We start from the raw sequence: 21,722 nt of genomic DNA on the forward strand, positions 1-21,722 counted from the left end.
TAAATTTGAAGGAGTCTGAGGGAATGAGGTTAGTACGGCGTTTTCCAATTAACGCACTCGAAAAAGGGACATTCAAAGAATTTATTTTTTCATCTAATAATTGGTTAGTGGCGTCGTTTACTCGTGGGGTAATGATCTGGAACATGGAATCCAAAGAGTTGGTGAGAGACCTCGGGAAAATCAATAGCATTTCAAAAAATTTTAAATATGTAGGACAGTATGAAAAAGGCTTTAACACTCCATCGGAGATCAAGATTTTCGAATTAGCAACGAATCGCATTGTATATCAGGATCTAAATGTTCATAAGTATGCCGTCAAAAATATTTATTTTACGCCCGATTCAACTCGTTTTCTAATACATACCTATAGCGAGTCCATAAAAGTATTCGATATTCAAACAGGACAAGAGTTAAGAGAGTTCTATATCATTCCATACTCTGAATCCATAGAAAGTAAAGCTACGCAATTGAAATTTCATATCGGCGAATCGAGAGAGTATCTTCTCTGCAATGGGAATAGATACACTAGGTTGTACGATTTATCTAAAGGCGAGCTGGAGCATGCTTTCAAGCATGATCATTCAAGTCCGGCAAGATCGATCGCCTTTACTAAGGACGGAGCTACTCTGCTTACTGGCAACGATAACGGCGATATTCTTTGGTGGAGAACGAAAGACGGCTTACTCTTAAAATCTTTGAAGGCAAGCCTGTATCCCGTTAATGCGCTTGATGTTTCGAGCGTTTCGCTCGCTGCCGTCGGCCAATCTTTCAGGGACGATCCTAACGTTTATATATACGATTTGGAGGGTAACGAAAAGACAAGCTTCAAGGCGGGCAAACAATCATGTTCGGGGGTTAGGTTTTCTCCGGACGGGAAGTATGTGGCCATTGCGTCTGACGATGGCATTTATTACTGTCAAATCTGATCATCTGGGGGCAAAAAAGATGTCTTACCTGTTTCCGATTCAAACCGGCCGATCATCCTTTGGTTATATTAATGTTCATGGTCAGGTCGTTATTGAATCCAAATTTAAAAACGCACGAGAGTTCTCGGAAGGGCTCGCCTATGTAGAAAGCAATTTTAGAGGAGAGAAGGGGTTTATTGGTCTCGACGGAAAACTAAAATTCACAATAGAAAATATTAGTATCTGTCAGATCGACGCTGATCCGTTTAGAGACGGTTTAGCGATGATTACCGAAACGGATGATTTCTATCACCAGTCCTACTTTGTAGACACAATGGGTAAAAAACCTTTCGAAGTGGATTTTAACTCCGTCGAGCCGTTTTCTGAAGGCTTAGCAAGGATTACTCATAGGGACTATTCAAGTCTTCAATCAACCATTCGTTCAGGCTATATCGATACTCGCGGAAAAGTCATTATTCAACCTAAGTTCGATGATGCACGGGACTTTTCGAGGGGTATGGCTGGCGCGATGGTCGATGGTAAGTGGGGATTAATCAATAAATCAGGCGATTGGGTCGAAAAACCGACTTTTGATGACGTGCGGTCGCATTGTGAGGGTCTGGCTGCAGTTAAATCGAAAGGTAAATGGGGATATTATCGCAAGGCGGACGGCTCTCTTGCGATCAACCCGCAATTTGATTTTGCAGGAGATTTTTCGGATGGATTAGCTTATGTGGTACACGACGATAAACCGGCCTATATCGATAAAAGCGGCCAAATCGCGTTTACGACGCCACATAACGATTTCATGGTGAAAAACCACTCGGATTATTATACGCGTTTTTCGGAAGGAGCAGCTGGCGTTCGGGTAGAAGGGATGTGGGGCTTTATCGACAAGAGAGGAAGTTTTATTACGAGGCCCCAATTCACCTCTATATCGCCCTTTAAAAATGGGCTTGCTTCCGTCTACTATGATGAGAACGACTGGACCCGAATTTATAGTTATATTGATCTGACGGGTAAGGTCGTTTGGAGTAGTACGGTTGATTTTACGCCCAGCGAGTATTCGTATTACTAAACATATAAGCCATCGCAGGGGTCCGTAGACCCTAGCGGTGGTTTTTCATATCTACCGACTCCAGCAAGTATTCTCATTCACGACGCGTTACGCCAAATCCCAACTACTTAATATCGCTTTGCCTCATTCCAATTTACAATTCAGATTCTATGATAGGAGTTAGACCTATCCGTCGGATTGTATTAGAGGAGGCAAAGTATGAATTTCGATAAGCTGACAGCTTACTTGGAACGGTTCTATGAAGAGAAGAACATCCCCGGCGTCGGACTGGCGATGTACTACAAGCACGAGCCGGTGTTCGAGCATTATACCGGCTATGCGGACGTGGACAATCGAATCGCGTTCGGTCCTGATACGATATTCCGGTTGTACTCCGCGACCAAAGTCATTACATGTACGGCTATGCTGCAATTGGTTGAGTCGGGCCGAGTTAAGCTCAGCGATCCGCTGCATGCGTATATTCCGGAGTATGAGCATATGACCGTGCGCCATCAGCTGCCGGACGGTACGCAAGAGCTTCGGCCGGCGACTGCGCCGATTACGATCGAGCATTTGCTTAGCATGACGGCCGGCATCGAGCGTTACGACACGCCGGAAGCGCGGCGCATTATTGCGGCGTCAGGCGGCGAAGGCCAAACGCTCGATGTAATCCGGGCGGTGGCGAAGGAGCCGCTGCTGTTCGAGCCGGGAACGCGCTTCAAATACACGGTCTGTCACGATGTGTTAGGCGCGGTCATTGAGGTAGTAACGGGCAAGAAGCTTAGCGCGTATATGCAGGACCATATATTCGGTCCGGTCGGGATGACGGATACTTCCTTCGACTTGAAGGACGAGGCGCGGTTCGCGAAGCTGTACAATCGGTTCGACGGCAAGACGCACAAGGCGGAAAGCATCGGGGAGTCGTTTAACTTGAAGCCTGGGCGAGCGTACGAGAGCGGTGGCGGCGGACTATATTCGACCGTGCCGGACTATGTGCTGTTCGCCGAAACGCTTTGCAATTATGGTCTTGCGCCGAGCGGGGAGCGCATCTTGCGGCCAGAGACGGTGAACGATCTGCGCAAGCGGCGGCTGTACGGCGAGGCGCAGGAGGATTTTGCCCGATTCGGCGGCGTGAGCAAGAGCGGCTACAGCTACGGACTCGGCGTGCGTACTTTGGTCGATCCCGAGGATAACAACGCGCTCAGCATGAAGGGCGAGTTCGGCTGGGACGGCGCTCGCGGCTGCTACGTCGTCATCGATCCGGATGCCGAGATCACATTGTTTTATGCGCAGCAGGAGGGCGGATCGCCGTGGTATCGCTGGCACGGCTCGGTGCGCAATTACGCGTATGCTAGCGTGTGGTGACATCAGATTAATATGGTCAGCGCTAAAGAATCAACCATAAATGATTACGTAGATCAGCGTCTCAAAAGTGAGTTCTAAATTTTTTTGTCATTTCCGAACCATCCTGCCATTATCGACACTATTGAGATGAAAGGCAGGTGAAGCTTGCGTGCCGGATACGATAGCCAAGACTATTCAACGTGAGTACTTAGAGAAGCTTTATTACTTCGCGTTGAAGAAGACGGGAAGCAAACACGATGCAGAAGATTTGGCTCAGGACATTGCCTCCCAAGCGCTGCTCAGCCTCGCGAAAGGAAGTCGACCGGATGACTTCAGTCGATGGCTCTGGACAATTGCACGAAACCGCTATGCAAGGTGGGCCAAAGAAAAGAAACGTCGTAGCGGCATAGTCTTCAGCGAAGTACCGCATGACAACATGCCGGACGGGCAAGCGACAGCGGAAAACCAGCTGCTGCTTCGGGAGAATCTTGCTTTGTTACGGCGAGAGTTGTCGCTTCTGGCTTCCGGCTACCGCGAAATCGTCGTGGCCTACTACTTCGAGGGTGAACGACTCGCTGACATTGCGAAAAGGCTCGGTTTGCCTGAAGGGACGGTTAAACGCAAACTTCACGAATGCCGCAAGAACATGCGGGAGGGGATCGAAATGGCAAGGGAAATCGGATTGCGCAGCTTTAAGGCAGAGGACGTACACTTTAGCAAGAGCGGTCCAGACGGCAAGGACGGTACGCCTTGGCGACTTATCCAACGTCTTATTCCGAAGAACATTCTGCTCGCCGCTTACCGGAATCCACTGAACATGGAGGAACTTAGTCTAGAGCTCGGCATCTCGATGCCGTACATGGAGGAAGAGGTCAATCTGCTCAAAAACGGCACATTGCTAAAGGAAGTGGCAAAAGGACGTTTCGAGACCGACTTTATTATCGTAGATCGGGACATGCAGCGTGATATTTTTATAAGCGCGGAAGAGGTGGCAGAGAAGTTTGCACCGCTGTTAATTGAAATGCTGGATGCTGCGCTACCGGAGCTAGAGCGGGCATTCGAGTTGCGTTGGGAGCGTAGCTTTATTTTGTGGACACTCATCCCGATGGCGGTAGATTTCGTAGCGCGGGAAGTGCTACGTCGGAATAGAGTACCCGATGGATATACGATGCGTCCTCACGACGGTCACTGGGATATGGTAGGGTATGAAATGTATACCTACCCGTATAGCGTTAAATCAGGTCATAACGGCGCAGGAAGCAAACAAAACACGATGTGGTTCTATAAAATTGACATGCAAGACATGTGGAACCGTGCAGGCGAACTGTCATCCCATGAGGTGGGCGTCCTGGCCTCCGTGATAAGGGATAAGCGTATGTTATCCGATCTCGGTTCGGCCGAGCAGGATGTCATGCAGGAACTTGGAGCTCGATGCTTCGTAAATCTGCAGGATGAGGTTTTTACGCCAAACTTTCCAGTATTCAAGAAAGATATATTTGCTCAGGTAAGTCATCTAGCCAACCTTCCGCAATACATGCATTTACAGGCGGAGATGGACGCCTTTTACAAGACAATATACGCTGTAGTTGGACGGGATGTACCAGCCAGACTGACCGAGCAGTTGAAGTTCGTATCCGGCGAATTCCTTTATACCATGCGAATGATGAGCCTGCAGTATGCTTTGGAAAAAGGATATATCAAGTTGCCGAAGGAGCCGATTAAAAGCACGATTGCCATGTATATGATATTGAGTTAAAACACCGGAGAGCAAGGGACTTTAATACAGAGCACGATGAGAGAGATTTACTCACATCTAATCTGACCGATATGCAAAGTTATTTTTAAAATATAGACGGCCTATTTTCCAACCATCTCCAGCGCTATGATGAACTTAAATCAGTTGCGCGCCTGATGCTGTTACCAACAAAGCATATGAGGAGATGATCCAATGAGCAGAGATATTATTCTAAGATCCATACTGTCCGACAAGGTCGACATGACGCCGAACGGATTCGTGGCCGATCAACTGACCCCGGAGCAGTTCTGGGACTGCCACGAATTGTTTTTCGATAAGGTCCTCGAGATCCATGCATCGGACATATCGGGCATTGAAGGTTATGGCAACTTCAATGAGGAATGTAAAACGGAGCACGCGACCTATCGGGAACACTTAATCGACAACTTCGCTGAACATAAGGAAGGGTACTGGTATAATTGGAGGGAAATGTTCGATACTACGCTCTTGAAGCGGGAGTTCTTCGAGCATTACTACAAAGAGATGGAAGACCGGATTCCTTATTGCGAGGGACATCGTTATTTAATCAATGAATTTACGTTCTTCGTCAATATGATCACGGACGGCAAAACAACGGTCGGGTTCCCCGATTGGACGTTCGCCGGCATCGGCGACTTCCTTACGGACATCGCGATTATGGACTTAAATAAGCCATATCTTCGCATACCGGAGTTGTTCGTCCAGTATTGCGAGAAGCGGGGCATCGTGATTCCGGATTTCAAAGAAAGATATTTATGCACGGCGTATTGCAAAGGACTTGACGGTTTGCGTTGGCATGCATCGATTGACGATGAGGAGTCCTGCACATCCATCATGAAGTCCATGACCGAGCTGAAAGATCGAATCTACGCCCTATAGATGGTGATCGCATGAAATACGAGAATGCCGGCGATATCCTCCCGGAAGAGTTGCTGAGAGAGCTTCAGAAATACGTGTCGGGCAAGCTTATATACGTTCCTTCCGGGGATGAGAAGAGGGCTTGGGGCGAAGCCTCGGGGTACCGGGATCAATTGCACAGACGCAATCGAATGATCCGCAACAAGTACGCCCATGGGCTCACGGTATCGGAACTCGCGGACGAATACTTTTTATCGCTCGATTCTATCAAGAAGATTATTTACTCGAAGAAAAATAATAACGGTTACGCGGCGTATGCGCCGACGATCGATTCGGCTGTCCAATATGCGAGCGCCGGAATTCTCGAGGAATGGATTCAATGCTATCAGCAGTTCACCCGAAAGGCTGAGCCCGATACTCGTGAGTTGGGAAAGGATCATCTCTATTTCGGCGTCGTTAAGTTCCCTTTGCGTCTTATTCAAACGGATGGAATCGAGGAAAACCGGCGCCAGGAAGACCAAGATCATCTATTCGAAGGCCCACCGCTCTTGATCCAGTATGAGCAGGGCAAATTTTATTGCACGGAACAGAAAGAGCTGTTTGCCGCGTTAAAACAGCGCAAGGTAAACGCTTATCCGTCCATCGTCGTATTGAGGGAAAATGCAGATTATAAACGCTTTATGAAGTTTTACGGCACGGTTTTGTTTTTCGTCGGAAAAGCATGAACAGGAATACAGAGCGCAGGGATTTAATTGCCGTAGCTCTGTATTTTTTGTGGCATGAAGTCGAGGCTCCAGCCTATCAGGTAAAACATGGATGGAACGTTTATGTGTTACAATGATTCGGATAATCGAGAGATTTGAAGTTTATATTTCGGTGCATAATGAATGGAGATATAGAAAATGAGTTTGTTGACGGTTGAAGACTTATCGCACTCGTTCGGCGATCGGGTATTGTTCAAGAATGTGTCTTTCCGATTGAATGAGGGAGAGCATGTCGGGTTGGTCGGTGCGAACGGAACGGGAAAATCTACGCTTATGAACATTTTGACGGGCAAGTTGTTGAAGGACGAAGGTAAGGTGGAGTGGACGCCTAATGTTCACTACGGTTACTTGGATCAGCATACGAAGCTGGAAGCAGGTAAAACTATCCGAGACGTGTTGAAGGATGCGTTCTTGCCTTTACTCGTATTAGAACAAGAGCTTAACGATGTTGCTGCGCAGATGGGCGATGCCGATCCGGATACGTTGGATCAACTTCTGGTGCGTATGGGAGAGATTCAAGAGGCGCTTGAAATCGGCGACTTCTATTTAATCGACGTGAAGGTCGATGAAATGGCATATGGCTTAGGCCTTAATGCGATCGGGCTTGACCGCGACGTCACGGCGCTTAGCGGCGGACAGCGTACGAAGGTTCTGCTTGCCAAGCTGCTGCTTGAGAAGCCGGGCGTCTTATTGCTGGATGAGCCGACGAACTACTTGGATGAAGAGCATATTAACTGGCTGACGAATTATTTGAAAAAATATCCCTATGCATTCGTTCTTATTTCTCATGATACGGGCTTCATGAATCAGATCGTAGACGTTATCTATCATCTTGAATTTACGAAGATGACGCGTTACTCGGCCAATTACGAGAAGTTTCTGGAGATGGCTGAACTGAACAAAGCGCAGCATCTCGATTCCTACGAGAAGCAAAGGGAATATATTAAGAAGCAAGAGGAATTCATTAATAAAAACAAGGCGCGAGCTTCCACTTCCGGACGCGCGAAGAGCCGCGAGAAGCAGCTCGACAAGGTAGAACGCATCGACAAGCCGGAGGAAGCGGCCAAGCCGACCTTTAATTTTAAAGAATCCAGACCAAGCGGCAAGACCGTATTTGAAACAGAGGGAATGGTGATCGGCTACAATAGGCCGCTTCTGCCCAAGATGAACATGGTCGTCGAGCGAGGCGATAAGATTGCCATCGCAGGCTGCAACGGCGTCGGCAAATCAACGCTCCTGAAGACGATTCTGGGCGTTATTCCTCCGCTGGAAGGCCAGACGTATCAGGGCGATTATCTATCTCCGGCTTATTTCGAGCAAGAGGCTAAGGCCCCAACGATGACTCCGCTGGAGGACGTATGGGATGAGTTTTCCTTCATGAACCAGTCCGAGGTGCGGGGAGCGCTTGCCCGCGTCGGTCTCAAGAACGAGCATATTACGCGCCCTCTTAATCAGCTTAGCGGCGGAGAGCAGGCGAAGGTTCGTCTTTGCAAGCTGATGATGCAAGAAAGCAACTGGATTCTGCTTGATGAGCCGACGAACCATTTGGACATCGTCGCTAAAGCCGAGCTGAAGCGAGCTTTACAAGCCTATAAGGGTACAGTCGTTCTCGTCTCTCACGAGCCTGAGTTCTATGAGGATTGGGTAACGAAAACGTGGGATGTAGAAGCCTGGTCCATGCAGAGTTAGAGGAGATTGAGAATAACCGAGAGACATATAGCAATATGAATACATTAAATACATCGCCATGCGCCTCATGCGTCCCGACGATGTATTTTTTGTGCCTCGAAGTTAACACGGAGTCAACAGGCGTCCCTTGGGCGGTTCAACAGGTAAATGGATATTATTACGAGAATATAATTAAGGATAAGAAATAATAAAATATATTGACGTCCGGTGTCGGACATCATATAATCTAGCTAGAAAAGAGAATTTCCTGTAATTGCTAGTTGCAAAATTCATTTGCTAGATTTCCCTCTTTTCAATGAAGGAGGAGGAAGCCGTATTAACCCACTGAACGAGATTATGTCTACTGAGGAAGCATCCAAGCTTTGGGGAGTTCATCAAGACCATGTAAAACGGTTATGTCGTGAAGGAAAGGTTATCTGTCGCAAGTTCGGGAAGACTTACATCCTCAATAAGAGTCAACCGAAGCCTGGCATTCAAAAAGCGGTTGTCTAACCTACTTCAAGACGTTCGAAGGGATTTGCCAAAATGGTTTACGACGGTATCGTGATCGGGCTTGTTGTAGGATGGATTCGTGCCGGTTGGCGTAATGGCCTGATGGCTCTCTCGCAGATTCGAATTCGCGGGGGATGGATTTTTCCGGTGCTTCTCCTGATTCAATTCGGGCTATACTCCCTGCATGATAACGTTCAGGTCATTGAAGATTATAACGGTTACATGTTCATGGTCGTTTATGTAGCGGGGCTTTACATGCTGTGGTTGAATCGAAAGGAACGAGGATTTTGGTGGATCTTTGCCGGTGTTGCGCTTAACTTTATCGTCATGTTGGCGAACGGAGGCAAGATGCCGGTTTCCATAGATGCGATCGCTGTATTAGATCCGAATTATGCGGATACGCTGAATGGCGAGTCGATCACAACTAAGCACGAACTGTTAACGGATTCAACATTGCTGCCGTTTCTAGGGGACATTATTCCGCTTACGCTGCCGTACCCAAGAAGCTTAGTCATCAGCATCGGTGATGTGATTATGAACTTCGGCATCTTCATTTATCTGCAGCATGCTTTGTTGGCTCACAAATTAAGTACATCCTTTGCCAAGGCAAAATAAAATACATTCTAAATCCAATTGAAAAGGAGCTTGGTCCCAATGAAAAAATTAGAAGGAATCAAAATCACTCGCATTCTTATTAACGCGCTTATCGTAGCTTCCGTTGTAATCGCACTAACGTCTGGATTCAAAGTCGGCGACTAATATTAAAAGGGGCTAATACATATGAAAAAATTAGAAGGTATTAAAATCACTCGCATTCTCATTAACGCAATCATTGTTGGTTCTGTAATTATCTCCCTTACATCTGGTTTCAAAGTCGGTGATTAAATAATTCACTTAGGGGAAACAGGGATCCTGTTTCCCTATAACATTTTTGATAGCGCTAATGAAAGGTTTGAAATCATAATGGGAGTCGCTCGTAGGTACATAGGTCAGTTACGTCAACCCAGTTATACCTATGTGTTACTAATTTGTCTGGCTGGTGCGATCCTGTTTGTTTCAAGTGTCATTCTATCTTTCCGGTCCTATTCACTTACGGATTGGGTCATGATCTATGCACTCGTTGTTTCTGTTCGAATTTTAGATTATTTTACATTCCGGCTCCCCCCCCAGGGAAACCAGCAGTCTATGGACTCATCCATTTTTTTGGCTGCTGTTTTTATATTCGGTGCGGGGTTTTCTCTATTTGTATTGTTAATTAGTTCGATAATATCCATACTGTATAATCGTTCGATGAGATGGTGGAAGCATCTGTTCAACTTCTCAAATTATACGATCATGATAACTGGAGCCAGTGCTGCGTACCACCTTTTTGGAGGGAATACCGGATTATTCGATAGTAAGAATTTATATGCTTATATGATTGCTCTAGCCGTTTATTTCTTAACAAACGTATTCCTTGTTGGATTCTATTACTTTCTATTATATAAAGGGGTATTATATGAAATTATAAAAGCAATTCTGAAGGATGCCATGTTTGCTTATTTAAGCACCTTACTCCTCTCCATCGCTCTCGTGATTCTAATCAATAACGCAAATACTTTCGGATTGTTTTTATTTTTAGCCATTGCAATGCTGCTATCCCACGCGTTCCGGCAACTGTTCAAGATGTACCACGAAATGAGTGCAAAAGCGAATACAGACCAGCGAACAGGCCTCTATAGCCACAGCTACTTCGAGGAAAAGCTGGATGAATATATGAAACAGGCCAGGGAAAAGGATTCAGACTTGTCTTTGGTGATGATCGACCTAGATGATTTCAAAAAATATAACGATGCTTATGGCCACCCGCAAGGGGATCGGCTTCTGGCTTTCTTCGGACAGTTTATTAAAGAAGAATGTGAGCCTCTTCAATTATTCGCTGCCCGTTATGGGGGAGAAGAATTTTCGATCATCATGCCAGGATTCGCAAGTGATTCAGCCAAGGATTTTATCGATAAGCTAAGGAAGAAAATCAACGATACTCCCTTCGAGGGGGTGGAAGTTCTCCCTCATGGTTGCGTTTCCTTTTCGGCAGGAGTTATGGCTTTCCACAAGGACACCTATGACAAGTCCCAATTGATAGATTGTGTGGACCGTGCGCTCTACAAAGCGAAGTCAAAAGGGAAAAACACAGTTTGCATCTATGGTGAGGAGAGCGAAATTCCTCAGAGACTGGAACACGATATTAATGAGATCGAGCAACATATCAAAATTTTTCTATCTAAAGATGTCTATACGTTTAAGCACTCAAAACGCGTCTTCTCCTATGCGGTGGATATGGCTGATGTCTTAGAACTCAATGAGGCAGATCGCCGGTTATTAGTTCTGGGAGCATTGATCCATGATATCGGAAAATTGGAAATCCCTCGAGATATTCTGAATAAGAAGACGAAGCTAACGAACGAAGAATGGGAAATCGTTAAGAAACATGTTCAATGGGGCAAGGAAATCGTGATGGTAACGGACAAGTACAAGGATTTGGTGCCGTTAGTTGAGCTGCATCATGAGAGATACGATGGCAAAGGTTATCCTTATGGTTTGAAAAATATTGAAATTCCCCGGCTTGCTCGCATGTTGTGCATCATAGATTCCTTTGATGCGATGACAACCGAACGGCCTTACCAGAAAACAAAGTCGTTCGTAGAAGCCCTTCAGGAGCTGCGAGCATGTTCCGGTACGCAATTTGATCCGGAGCTTGTCGGTTATTTTGTCCGTTACATCGAACTAAAAAGAGGCATCGATCATGCTCCTGGGGCGTGATAACTAAGGGCCGGGAGACACCATAAGTTGGTGCCTTCACGGCCCTTAGTTTTACGCCGAAATCAATAGGGAGATAAGAAGGGCTGGGGAATTTTTATAGCAATAAAACGATTACAAGTAGCTCGAAGAGAACCAGAGTGAGAATGGCAGCTTCGCTAGCAGCGGCGCTAGGTCCAAAAAAAGGAGGACCGCCGAAGCCAGGACCACCAAAGCCAGGACCACCAAAGCCAGGGCCGCCAAAGCCAAAACCGGGGCCAAAAAAGCGGTGCCCGGATGGGGCTGAAACCATTAAACGAACGTGTTGGCCATCCGTGTGAACAATTACGCCCTCGTAGGTATGGCCATCCAATGTCTGAACACGAACCAATCGATTTACGTGCGTGCTGCAAATCTGGTGTACGCGATCGCGAATTGATTTTAAAGTGGATGCTTTATTAGAATCTGATTGATAAAGTACTTGATACTTAGTTTCCGGCATTTGATCAGCCATTAACATTACCTCCGAGAATCCATATGATTACTTCCTCTCATGCTATGCATTAGCCTAGCTTTAGGTTCGGCGATTAATTAGCGCTATTGGATTGGACATACTTCTCTAATTAAATGGATTATATTACCAGGCCATGCTCTAGAAAGCATAGTATAATTATGTAATCTTATAAAATATTACAGACGAAAAGCGAGGATGACATGAAAACAGCAGCTTCTATCGCACTCACTTCAGCATTATTCCTTAGTATGGCTGCACCGGCACAAGCAGCAACGACGTCATTTGCCATCCAGCCTCAGTATGAAGAAGTGCGCTCATTCGATTCCGGTACGGCCGCTGTCAAAAGCGATGGAGGATGGGGATTAATCGACAAGACGGGCAAGCTTATCGTATCCCCCCGCTATGATGACATTGAACGCTTCAATGAGCATGGACTAGCCGAAGTCGTCAAAGACGAAAAACATGGACTTATCGATCGCACAGGCAAAGAGATCGTCGTACCGGTGTATAGTTACATTGGGGATTTTGAGAATGGACTAGCTATCATCCTAGACAACAAGTATGGTCTTATTGATGTAACCGGCAAAGTAGTCGTAGCGCCTAAATACGATCGCATCGAGGATAAGAGGGGACTCGTAAACGACGTCGGTCTTATTGAAGTGGAGTTGAATGACAAATACGGCCTTGTGAATAAAGCGGGCGTTGAGGTGTTGAAGCCGGAATTTGACTATACTTCAGACTTTGTTGGTGGACTAGCTGTTGTCAAACAAAACGCCAAGATGGCACTTATCGATAAATCGGGTAAATTCCTTACTCCGGTTGCTTACGATTGGATTGACAACTTCTCTGAAGGCTTAGCTGCCGTCAGCAAGAACAAGAAAATAGGCTATATTAATGCAAGCGGCAAAGAGGTTATACCGCCCAAATACGATGATGCCACCAAGTTTGTCGGCAGCACGGCTCTCGTAGATCGAGCGGATAAAACCGGGCTCATTAATAAATCCGGCAAAGAAATCGTCCCTCCCAAATATGATTACGCGCTGGGATTCAACGACAGCGGCGTGTCGATTGTTAATAAAGGGGGCAAGTACGGGCTCATTAATCGTACGGGCAAGGAAATTGCTGCTGTGCAATACTACAATATAGAAAAGCAGGAATCGGGATTTTTCAAAGTGACTGTTCGCAGTTCCGATAACAACTATTCTTACGGTTTTTATAATAAAAGCGGCATGCTCGTCGCTAAGCCTGTATACTCAAGCGTCGGAGCGTTCAATGAAGGTATGGCTGCAGTACGAAAAGGCGGCGACAAAGACGGTAAATGGGGCTTTATTGACGCAGCCGGTAAAGTAATCGTCCAGCCAAAGTATGACGAGGCATTCGATTTCAGAGATGGTTTAGCCCCGGTAATTACGAAGAACAAGCTGGGCTATATCAATAAGCAGGGCAAGGAAGCCATTAAACCGCAGTTCGAGTACGATCGTTCTTTCAGCGGCGTTGACATTCAATTCCGTGGCGGAGTAGCAATGATCTCTAAGAGCCATAAGGTTGGTCTGATCGATAAGACGGGAAAAGTAATTACCAAGCCTGCTTATGATCGAATAGATCGGATCGCGAATGGTCTATTCCGCGTATCGTCCGTTATATCGGGCAATTGGGGATGGGGACTGCTCAATGCGAAGGGGCAGGTACTCATCAAGCCGGAGCTGAGCTATGTTCAAGAGTTTATGGGTAAAGATCAGCGGTTTGCGATTACGGAGAAGGCTGGGAAGAAAGGGCTTATCGATAATACGGGCAAACAGCTCCTGCTTCCGATCTATGACGATATCGATGTAGAATTCAAGGATGAGAAGGTCGTCGGTTTTATTCAGGTGAAAAAGGGAAATCAGTTCGGACTCGTCAATCTGACCGGCAAAGTGATCGTCCCCGTAGTTTATGATTCGGTTAATCATTGGTCATTCGATGACTATGCGACGGCCGGAACGAACGGCGGCAAGACGGCCGTTTACAATCTGAATGGGGTACTTATTACGAAAGACTATGATTCTGTGAATTTTGTAGACGGATGGGGCATCGTGACTACGGGAGGCAAATCCGGTATCATAACGAAAACAGGCAAAGTGGTTGTAGAGCCGGTATACGAAGATATCCAATCGTTCAGCGAAGGACTTGCAGCAGCGAAGATAGATGGCAAGTGGGGCTATATTACGCTGCTGAAGCTATAATATTACATGGGAAGAGACCGGATCGCTCCGGCCTCTTCTTTTTTTGCGCCACGCATGGCGATTAACTAGCGGCTCACGTTGTCCGCGCAAGCCGACCGTTGCGCTAAATTCAGACTAGTTAGTATCGAATTGTCTCATTCCAATTTGCGATCCAGATTCTATGATAAGAGTGAGACTTATGAGTCGGATTGTATTGGAGGAGGCACATCATGAATTTCAATAAGCTGACAGCTTACTTGGATCGGTTTTACGAAGAGAAGAACATCCCCGGCGTCGGACTGGCGATGTACTACAAGCATGAGCCGGTGTTCGAGCATTATACCGGCTATGCCGACGTGGACAATCGGATCGCGTTCGGCCCGGAGACGATATTCCGGTTGTACTCCGCGACCAAAGTCATTACATGCACGGCGATGCTGCAGTTGGTCGAGTCGGGCCAAGTAAAGCTCAGTGATCCGCTGTACGCGTATATTCCGGAATTTGAGCATATGACCGTGCGTAATGAGTTGCCGGACGGTACGCAAGAATTTCGACCCGCGATTACGCCGATTACGATCGAGCATCTGTTCAGCATGACGGCCGGCATCGAGCGTTATGACACGCCGGAGGCGCGGAGCGTCATCGAGGCGTCGGGCGGTGAAGGCCGGACGCTGGATGTGATCCGAGCGCTGGCGAAGGAGCCGTTGCTGTTCGAGCCGGGAACGCGCTTTAAATACACCGTCTGTCACGATGTGTTAGGCGCGGTTATTGAGGTGGTATCAGGTAAGAAACTTAGCGCGTATATGCGGGACTATATTTTCGATCCGATCGGGATGACGGATACTTCCTTCGACTTGAAGGACGAGAAGCGGTTCGCGAAGCTGTACAATCAGTTCAACGGCAAGACGCACAAGGCGGAAAGCATCGGGGAGTCGTTCAACTTGAAGCCCGGGCGGGCGTACGAGAGCGGAGGCGGCGGACTGTATTCGACCGTTCCGGACTATATTTTGTTCGCCGAAGCGCTCTGCAATTATGGGCTTGCACCCAACGGGGAGCGCATCCTGCGGCCAGAGACGGTGAACGATATGCGTACACGGCGGCTGTATGGCGAAGCGCAGCAAGATTTTGCGCGTTTTGGCGGCGTGAGTAAAAGCGGCTACAGCTACGGACTCGGCGTGCGCACGTTGGTCAATCCAGAGGACAACAATGCGCTCAGCATGAAGGGCGAGTTCGGCTGGGATGGCGCTCGCGGCTGTTACGTCGTCATCGATCCGGATGCCGAAATTACGCTGTTCTATGCGCAGCAGGAGGGCGGATCGCCGTGGTATCGCTGGCACGGCTCGGTGCGCAATTACGCTTACGCTAGCTTGTGGTGACAATCAATGATATCCGAACCCCAATTTCCTCAATCCTGATTTTAAATACCTGAGAAATTTGCTGAACTACCCACTTTATTTTTTTGGAAAACCTACCCATTTGGGTAGGTTAATTTTTTTCATTAAGACTTATAGTTGAGAATATTGAAGCCTATGCGGATTTTGCAACATAAGCAGGCTCTGCTATGTCCCGAGGAATGTTAGACCAATAAATCAAAAAGGAGAATCCAAATGTTATTATTTATTCATCGTACAAAATGGTTGGTTGTTACTCTCGTCTTGTTGCTGTTATTGACCAGTTTCTCATCGCTTAGTATGGCGGGTGTTGATCGCTCCGGCGAAAACGGCCTGTAGAAGAAGAACGTGCCCTTTACAGCACGTGCGAAGATTGCGACGAGCGAGCTTGAATTTGCGCAGAGCTGAGTCAGCTGTGGGCCCGAAGCATGCACTATGGAACACTGCAAGCACATCAGCTTCAGCGCGATCAACAAAACCACGAACAGGCTTTCCAACAGAACGGGGAAAAGCACACGCAGGCATTGGCACTACGGGAAAAGGCGGCGGCAAGCAAAGCAGCAGCAAGCCGACCAAACCAAAGCAAACGCTAAGAAGTTTAAGGGGTTTGTGTATTCGTGTTTTGGCTTTGGCTGACTTGCGTGAGGAAACACGATGCGGAAGATTTGGCTCAGGACATCGCCTCCCAAGCGTTGCTAAGCCTCGCGAAAGGAAGTCGACCGGATGACTTCAGTCGATGGATTTGGACGATTGCGCGAAACCGCTATGCGAGGTGGGCCAAAGAGAAAAAACGTCGCAACGGCACAGTCTTCAGCGAAGCACCGCTCGACAACGTGCCCGACGGGCAAGCGACAGCGGAAGAACAGCTGCTGCTTCGGGAGAATCTTGCTTTGTTACGGCGAGAGTTGTCGCTTCTTGCTTCCGGCTACCGTGAAATCGTCGTGGCCTACTACTTCGAGGGTGAACGTCTCGCTGACATTGCGACGAGGCTCGGTTTACCTGAAGGGACGGTTAAACGCAAACTTCACGAATGCCGCAAAAATATGCGGGAGGGGATCGAAATGGCAAGGGAAATCGGGTTGCGCAGCTTTAAGGCAGAGGACGTACACTTCAGTAAGAGTGGTCCGGACGGCAAGGACGGTACGCCTTGGCGGCTTATCCAACGGCTTATTCCGAAGAACATTTTGCTCGCCGCTTACCGGAATCCGCTGAATCTTGAGGAACTTAGTCTCGAACTCGGCATCTCGATGCCGTACATGGAGGAAGAGGTCAATCTGCTCAAGGATGGCACTCTGCTAAAGGAAGTGGCAAAAGGGCGTTTCGAGACCGACTTTATTATCGTAGATCGCGACATGCAGCGAGATATTTTTCATAGGGCGGAAGAGTTGACAGAGCAGTTCGCGCCGCTGTTGATTGAATTGCTGGATGCTACGCTACCGGAGTTGGTGAGGGTGTTCGGGTGGCGTTGGGAGCGTAGTTTTATTCTATGGACACTCATCCCCATGGCGGTAGACTACTTGGCGCGGGACGTACAACGACGGAATGGTGTGTCCGATGGATATACGATGCGTCCTCACGACGGTCATTGGGATATCGTAGGGTATGAAGTGTATGCCTACCCGTATAGCGTTAAATCGGGACATAACGGCGCAGGAAGCAAGCAAGATGCGTTGTGGTTCTATAAAATCGACATGCAAGACATGTGGAACCGTGCAGGTGAACTGTCATCCCATGAAGTCAACGTCCTGGCATCCGTAATTCGGGCCAACCGGAAGTTATCCGATCTCGGTTCGGCCGAGCAGGCTATCATGCACGATCTGGTAGCACGATGCTTCATAAATGTGCAAGATGAGGTTTGTACGCCGAACTTTCCAGTATTCAAGAAAGAACTATTCACAATGCCCGTGTTGGCCATCGCTGGAAAGACGTATAATAGTAGGGGAAATCTACAATAGCCTTGGATATCTATCGTCGTTTAATCAGTATAGGAGACTTGCAGAATGCGAGAAGTAGAACAATATAGCGAAGAATTGGAGTTCATCTTCTTAGAGGCATCGAAGGAAATGGCAGAGCTTCCGGAAGGGCTTCGCGAACGGGGACAGGAGCTGCTCGCGCTCAGTCATCCGCTGCGCAACGGGGGGCGGGCGAATCGGATCAGCTACCTGCTGCCGTACTGGATGCGAGATCGGACGCACAGCCCGATCGAGTTGTGCGGCGATTTGGCGGTCGGCAATATCTATGCCATGCTTCGCTATTTTCTATTAGACGATGCGATGGACGGGATGGAGCGGAATCCGGAGGGGATACGAAGTTCCTTGGCGCTTGGCCAGTTGTTGGAGGAACTGTTCAGACGACGTTACCAACGCCATTTTCCGCATGATTCTATGCTGTGGGACTGCTATCGCCGATACGTGGGGGAGTGGGCGTCCGCGGTCTATTCTGAAATGGCTCATCCAATTAACCCGAAAGACTTCGAAGCATTAGCCCGGAAAGCGGCTCCGGTTAAATTAGGGGCGAGCGGGTTGTTGCTTCATGCAGGGATGCCGGATCGAATTCCAGATGCGGAGCTGGCTATCGACATGGCGCTTGCGGCGCTCCAGTTGTCCGATGATTGGACCGATTGGCGAGACGATCTGCCCTCCCCCAATGGCAACGCATTTCTATCGATCGTACGCTCCAGCCTTCCGCAGTTTGCCGGTGAAACATTGGATGAACGCGCGGTCAGAACGGCGATATACCACTATCATGCCGTAGACATACTCGCAGACATTGCCGAGAGCTATGTTGAGCGGCTCCAACAGGACCCCCTCGTACCAGAGCGACTCGTGGCTTTTGCCGATGCTATCGCAGAAGGGATCCGTAAGGATGCCGAGCGTATAGAGAAATCAAAACTAAGCTTGGCCGCAGAAGGCGGATTATCCCATTTGCTGTCGAAAATTAAGCGATAATGGTACATATTACCTAAAAAATGCTATGATAGGAGAGCCAGTCCATTTCTCCCATGAAAGGTTGTTGTTCTATGTCTTTGGAATCCTTAAAAGTGCAGATCATTCAGAAAGCATGGGAGAATCCAGAATTTAAGGCACAACTGCTGGCCGACCCGAAGAGCGCGCTTCAAGCATCATTCGGCATCACGCTTCCAGAGGAAATCGAGCTTCTGGCCGTGGAAGAAACACCTTCGCGTTATTTCTTGGTTATTCCGCCTAGTCCGGCAGAGCTCGAAAGCTCGGAAGGCGAACCGGGCAACCTCAAATACAATTGGGGCTAATCCTGACGCACGAGAGGGAATCGAATCGTCGCTTCGGTTCCCTTGCCTATTTCACTGCGAAATACAAGCGTTCCTTGCATAACCTCAATGATCCGGAAAGTGACCATCAGTCCGAGACCGGTGCCTTTGGTTTTCGTAGAGAAATAAGGATTGCCGAGCTTGGCGAGCTGCTCTTCGTCCATTCCTTGTCCGTTATCCGAAATCCGTATGACCACCGTGGAATTTTCCTCGTAAGCCGCCACCTCGATTTTCCCATCTTGCTGTAGAGATTCGACGCTGTTCTTCATCATATTAATAAGAGCTTGTTTGAATTTGGACGAGCTTCCGACGATCGTAAGATGTTCGGATGCTTCCACGAACAAAACCCCTCCGTGCAGCATGATCATTGGACGTAAAATCGTTTCGATCGCGCTCAGTTCTTGCTTGACGTCCATTATGACCAGTGTCTCCTGCTCGGGCTTAGCGAACGTTAAATAATCCGTAATGATGGCGGCTGCCCGATCCAGCTCGCTAATGGCCATGCTGTACTGGAATTGGTTAGACTCGTTGGCTTTGCCCGAGAGCAACTGCAAGAACCCTCTCGTCACCTGCAGCGGGTTTCTTATCTCGTGCGCGATCGAGGCGGCCATTTCGCTGATCACCTGCATTCTCTCCGTTTTTTGCAACTGATGGTTGTACAGTTCCAGTTCTCTGGAATAGGAGAGCAGTCTCGCATAATCGGCGGCTATTCTTCGATTCAATGCCATGACGAGACAAGCAATGAGAAACACGAGGCCGAATTTCCATAATACGAATTGATACGGACCATGACGAGTGTACAGGATAATCAGCTCGGCGGCACCGGAAACCGCAAGACCGATAATTCCCGTCGATACAAGCATGGAATGGCGGTCTCCTCGGAAGGTATTCCGAATGGCAAGGACGATGGTGACGATCAGCTGTAACAGAACGAGAGGCGCCAGAATCCAGAACGTAAAGAGCTTGTAATAGAAGTAAAATGATCCGCCGACGGCTTTATAGACGACCATAACAAGGAAACTCGCGCCATAATAACCGATAAGCCATTTTTCGGACTTTTTCAGCCACGCATAGGGTTCTTCGAAGGAATGGACGACGAAATAGAGCAGGGAAGGAAACAGCATCAACATAAACGCATCAAATAAAAAGAACAGCAGTTGCCCGTAGTCTGGGTAATAAAAGTAAGGCAATGACGAATTCGTGATGATCAGAATGCCTGTAGATAGGATAAACAGGCCGAGAGCGTTGGCCGTCTTGGTTAGATTCCGGACGAAAAACCCGGTGGAGAGGAGCATGATAAAGCCAAGAAACGCAATCGCGACTCCAAGCAGAACATTCGGAAGCATCTTGCGAACGTTCAAGGAGGACAGGGCGGTGAATTCGCCGATTCGCACCGAGCTGCTGATTCCGGCGCCTTCTTTGGATGCAATGCGGATGTATAGATCTGAAGCAACCGGCTTGGCGTTCAGCGGGAGAAGGACGATGTTGCGCTCGAAATCATAGTCCCGCGAGGAGCGATAAATCGCGAGATCGTCTTCGTATACGGTAACGTCGAGTCCATACAGACGTTCGATATATAATCCCGGGTGCTTGAAACCGATTGTAGGTGGAACAACGACATGCACCCAGGCGCCTTTAGCTCCTTCCGGCAAGGCGATGAGGGGACGATCTGTTGTTGCGGAAAGCCAGGATGGATCCCTAGGCGGAGTTGGGCTGGACAATTCCGACTTCTGGCTCCAGACGACGCTCCATTCGGAAACGGAAATTTCCGAAGCGTCGTCATGGGACCTTGCGGAGACGAAAGACATGACGGCAATGGCAATACTAACAATCAAAAAGACGATTATAGGCTGCCGAAAAGGTTGCATGAGACACACCTCGATGGTTTCGCGAGCTACTTTAGAACCATTTCGACATTATTCGAATCAATCCTGTAAAATAAGCGACAAATTATTTGCGAAGTCGACAAAAAACGGACACCGGTTGAATGCCGGTTGCCTTGCATACATCGCCATGCGGTCCTTGAATCGCCGGCGGTTTTTTGCGTTGAGCGGCTTCAGAGGAAGCAAATATCGCCTTGCGTCATGCAATTTGTCCAGCTTAGCTTTTTTTTTTTCAAGTTGAGCGGGCATGGCCAAGATTCCTATAATGAATGCTAAAAAGAAGGGAAGTGACCGCATGAAACCAGTCACCGCGATATTGATCGGAGCGGGGCAGCGGGGGATGAACACGTATGCCACCTATGCGCTGGAACATCCGGATGAAATCCGCTTCGTCGGCATATGCGAACCGGATGAACGGCGGCGCTCCGAATTTAGCTTGGTGCATAACATCGATCCGGATAACGCTTGGGCGAATTGGAATCCGAATAAATAAAGTATAACCGTTCTCCAGCGGTGGCAAAATAAACATCACCGCGACGAGGAGGGATTTCGGCTTGTGTCAATATACACTGTGTTACTTTTATTAGGTGCGGCCGCCTGTATATTTTTGTTAATTAGCTCCTTCTATTTCATTCGCAAGCAAGGGGGTAAGGAATTGGACAAAGACATTCATCCGTATACCGTTCGGCATCAAGTCGGCGCAAACCCGATGGTCATCGGCTACTGGGTCTTTCCGATCCTCGTCATATTGGGTGCGATCTTGTTGGCGATATTCATGAAATAAGCGGT

The 21,722-nt window shown here is 48.0% G+C and carries 18 protein-coding genes and 1 pseudogene; 17 read left to right on the forward strand and 2 right to left on the reverse strand.

Annotation, left to right across the window (positions count from 1 at the left end; genetic code table 11):
* Window positions 1-23 precede the first annotated feature (23 nt).
* From ACFPQ4_RS01695 to ACFPQ4_RS01740, 10 genes and pseudogenes are all read left to right on the forward strand, one after another.
* Window positions 24-926: a WD40 repeat domain-containing protein gene (locus ACFPQ4_RS01695; protein WP_378109991.1), complete on the forward strand. Its 903-nt coding sequence runs from the start codon at window positions 24-26 to the stop codon at window positions 924-926.
* Window positions 889-1,983: a WG repeat-containing protein gene (locus ACFPQ4_RS01700; protein ID WP_378109992.1), complete on the forward strand. Its 1,095-nt coding sequence runs from the start codon at window positions 889-891 to the stop codon at window positions 1,981-1,983. The genes ACFPQ4_RS01695 and ACFPQ4_RS01700 overlap by 38 nt, the downstream gene beginning before the upstream one ends.
* A 198-nt stretch (window positions 1,984-2,181) precedes the next feature.
* Complete coding sequence (locus ACFPQ4_RS01705) at window positions 2,182-3,327, forward strand: serine hydrolase domain-containing protein (RefSeq protein WP_378109993.1); 1,146 nt, start codon at window positions 2,182-2,184, stop codon at window positions 3,325-3,327.
* A gap of 148 nt (window positions 3,328-3,475) precedes the next feature.
* Window positions 3,476-5,062 carry an RNA polymerase sigma factor gene (locus tag ACFPQ4_RS01710; RefSeq protein WP_378109994.1) on the forward strand — a complete coding sequence of 529 codons (1,587 nt, stop codon included), beginning with the start codon at window positions 3,476-3,478 and terminating at the stop codon, window positions 5,060-5,062.
* A gap of 192 nt (window positions 5,063-5,254) precedes the next feature.
* The gene (locus ACFPQ4_RS01715; protein ID WP_378109995.1) at window positions 5,255-5,959 is read left to right on the forward strand and encodes a phosphotransferase family protein; all 705 of its coding nucleotides are present in this window, start codon (window positions 5,255-5,257) and stop codon (window positions 5,957-5,959) included.
* An 11-nt stretch (window positions 5,960-5,970) separates the two neighbouring features.
* Window positions 5,971-6,228: pseudogene (locus ACFPQ4_RS24775) on the forward strand (CD3324 family protein); the annotation flags it as partial.
* 612 nt (window positions 6,229-6,840) lie between these two features.
* Window positions 6,841-8,391: an ABC-F family ATP-binding cassette domain-containing protein gene (locus ACFPQ4_RS01725; RefSeq protein ID WP_378109997.1), complete on the forward strand. Its 1,551-nt coding sequence runs from the start codon at window positions 6,841-6,843 to the stop codon at window positions 8,389-8,391.
* Between the two features lie 336 nt (window positions 8,392-8,727).
* Window positions 8,728-8,883: a helix-turn-helix domain-containing protein gene (locus tag ACFPQ4_RS01730; protein WP_378109998.1), complete on the forward strand. Its 156-nt coding sequence runs from the start codon at window positions 8,728-8,730 to the stop codon at window positions 8,881-8,883.
* Window positions 8,884-8,916: 33 nt separating this feature from the next.
* The gene (locus tag ACFPQ4_RS01735; RefSeq protein WP_378109999.1) at window positions 8,917-9,498 is read left to right on the forward strand and encodes a DUF5317 domain-containing protein; all 582 of its coding nucleotides are present in this window, start codon (window positions 8,917-8,919) and stop codon (window positions 9,496-9,498) included.
* 570 nt (window positions 9,499-10,068) lie between these two features.
* A complete protein-coding gene (locus ACFPQ4_RS01740; RefSeq protein ID WP_378110000.1) occupies window positions 10,069-11,682 on the forward strand; it encodes a bifunctional diguanylate cyclase/phosphohydrolase in 1,614 nt (537 codons plus the stop codon).
* 94 nt (window positions 11,683-11,776) lie between these two features.
* Here ACFPQ4_RS01740 and ACFPQ4_RS01745 read toward each other — a convergent pair whose 3' ends face one another.
* Window positions 11,777-12,172, reverse strand: coding sequence for a hypothetical protein (locus tag ACFPQ4_RS01745; RefSeq protein WP_378110001.1), 396 nt, complete (start codon window positions 12,170-12,172; stop codon window positions 11,777-11,779).
* 200 nt (window positions 12,173-12,372) lie between these two features.
* Between ACFPQ4_RS01745 and ACFPQ4_RS01750 the strand changes: the two genes are divergently transcribed.
* The 5 genes from ACFPQ4_RS01750 to ACFPQ4_RS01770 all read left to right on the forward strand — a co-directional run bounded on the left by ACFPQ4_RS01750 (window position 12,373) and on the right by ACFPQ4_RS01770 (window position 19,032).
* Window positions 12,373-14,394 (forward strand): WG repeat-containing protein, encoded by a 2,022-nt coding sequence (locus ACFPQ4_RS01750; RefSeq protein WP_378110002.1) that lies wholly within the window; start codon window positions 12,373-12,375, stop codon window positions 14,392-14,394.
* Between the two features lie 209 nt (window positions 14,395-14,603).
* Window positions 14,604-15,749, forward strand: coding sequence for a serine hydrolase domain-containing protein (locus ACFPQ4_RS01755; RefSeq protein ID WP_378110003.1), 1,146 nt, complete (start codon window positions 14,604-14,606; stop codon window positions 15,747-15,749).
* Window positions 15,750-16,381: 632 nt separating this feature from the next.
* Complete coding sequence (locus ACFPQ4_RS01760; protein ID WP_378110004.1) at window positions 16,382-17,719, forward strand: RNA polymerase sigma factor; 1,338 nt, start codon at window positions 16,382-16,384, stop codon at window positions 17,717-17,719.
* A 45-nt stretch (window positions 17,720-17,764) separates the two neighbouring features.
* Window positions 17,765-18,712: a hypothetical protein gene (locus ACFPQ4_RS01765; RefSeq protein ID WP_378110005.1), complete on the forward strand. Its 948-nt coding sequence runs from the start codon at window positions 17,765-17,767 to the stop codon at window positions 18,710-18,712.
* 71 nt (window positions 18,713-18,783) lie between these two features.
* Window positions 18,784-19,032, forward strand: coding sequence for an NHLP leader peptide family RiPP precursor (locus tag ACFPQ4_RS01770; RefSeq protein WP_378110007.1), 249 nt, complete (start codon window positions 18,784-18,786; stop codon window positions 19,030-19,032).
* Here the strand turns inward: ACFPQ4_RS01770 and ACFPQ4_RS01775 are convergent.
* The gene (locus ACFPQ4_RS01775) at window positions 19,029-20,918 is read right to left on the reverse strand and encodes an ATP-binding protein (protein ID WP_378110008.1); all 1,890 of its coding nucleotides are present in this window, start codon (window positions 20,916-20,918) and stop codon (window positions 19,029-19,031) included. The two genes, ACFPQ4_RS01770 and ACFPQ4_RS01775, sit on opposite strands and share 4 nt — an antisense overlap.
* Window positions 20,919-21,228: 310 nt before the next feature.
* On the opposite strand from ACFPQ4_RS01775, the gene ACFPQ4_RS01780 reads away from it, so the two are divergent.
* A complete protein-coding gene (locus ACFPQ4_RS01780) occupies window positions 21,229-21,426 on the forward strand; it encodes a hypothetical protein (protein ID WP_378110009.1) in 198 nt (65 codons plus the stop codon).
* Window positions 21,427-21,588: 162 nt separating this feature from the next.
* The gene (locus ACFPQ4_RS01785) at window positions 21,589-21,717 is read left to right on the forward strand and encodes a hypothetical protein (protein ID WP_378110010.1); all 129 of its coding nucleotides are present in this window, start codon (window positions 21,589-21,591) and stop codon (window positions 21,715-21,717) included.
* The last annotated feature ends 5 nt before the right edge of the window (window positions 21,718-21,722 follow it).

This window comes from Cohnella yongneupensis (assembly GCF_042655785.1).
GTDB classification, from domain to species: domain Bacteria; phylum Bacillota; class Bacilli; order Paenibacillales; family Paenibacillaceae; genus Cohnella; species Cohnella yongneupensis.

What these genes read in the sequence shown, in the direction of transcription:
- ACFPQ4_RS01725 (WP_378109997.1), top strand. Translation starts at nt 6,841, where the DNA reads ATGAGTTTGTTGACGGTTGAAGACTTATCGCACTCGTTCGGCGATCGG.
- ACFPQ4_RS01735 (WP_378109999.1), top strand. Translation starts at nt 8,917, where the DNA reads ATGGTTTACGACGGTATCGTGATCGGGCTTGTTGTAGGATGGATTCGT.
- ACFPQ4_RS01755 (WP_378110003.1), top strand. Translation starts at nt 14,604, where the DNA reads ATGAATTTCAATAAGCTGACAGCTTACTTGGATCGGTTTTACGAAGAG.
- ACFPQ4_RS01750 (WP_378110002.1), top strand. Translation starts at nt 12,373, where the DNA reads ATGAAAACAGCAGCTTCTATCGCACTCACTTCAGCATTATTCCTTAGT.
- ACFPQ4_RS01745 (WP_378110001.1), bottom strand. Translation starts at nt 12,172, where the DNA reads ATGGCTGATCAAATGCCGGAAACTAAGTATCAAGTACTTTATCAATCA.
- ACFPQ4_RS01695 (WP_378109991.1), top strand. Translation starts at nt 24, where the DNA reads ATGAGGTTAGTACGGCGTTTTCCAATTAACGCACTCGAAAAAGGGACA.
- ACFPQ4_RS01780 (WP_378110009.1), top strand. Translation starts at nt 21,229, where the DNA reads ATGAAACCAGTCACCGCGATATTGATCGGAGCGGGGCAGCGGGGGATG.
- ACFPQ4_RS01770 (WP_378110007.1), top strand. Translation starts at nt 18,784, where the DNA reads ATGTCTTTGGAATCCTTAAAAGTGCAGATCATTCAGAAAGCATGGGAG.
- ACFPQ4_RS01715 (WP_378109995.1), top strand. Translation starts at nt 5,255, where the DNA reads ATGAGCAGAGATATTATTCTAAGATCCATACTGTCCGACAAGGTCGAC.
- ACFPQ4_RS01705 (WP_378109993.1), top strand. Translation starts at nt 2,182, where the DNA reads ATGAATTTCGATAAGCTGACAGCTTACTTGGAACGGTTCTATGAAGAG.
- ACFPQ4_RS01730 (WP_378109998.1), top strand. Translation starts at nt 8,728, where the DNA reads ATGTCTACTGAGGAAGCATCCAAGCTTTGGGGAGTTCATCAAGACCAT.
- ACFPQ4_RS01775 (WP_378110008.1), bottom strand. Translation starts at nt 20,918, where the DNA reads ATGCAACCTTTTCGGCAGCCTATAATCGTCTTTTTGATTGTTAGTATT.
- ACFPQ4_RS01765 (WP_378110005.1), top strand. Translation starts at nt 17,765, where the DNA reads ATGCGAGAAGTAGAACAATATAGCGAAGAATTGGAGTTCATCTTCTTA.
- ACFPQ4_RS01740 (WP_378110000.1), top strand. Translation starts at nt 10,069, where the DNA reads ATGGACTCATCCATTTTTTTGGCTGCTGTTTTTATATTCGGTGCGGGG.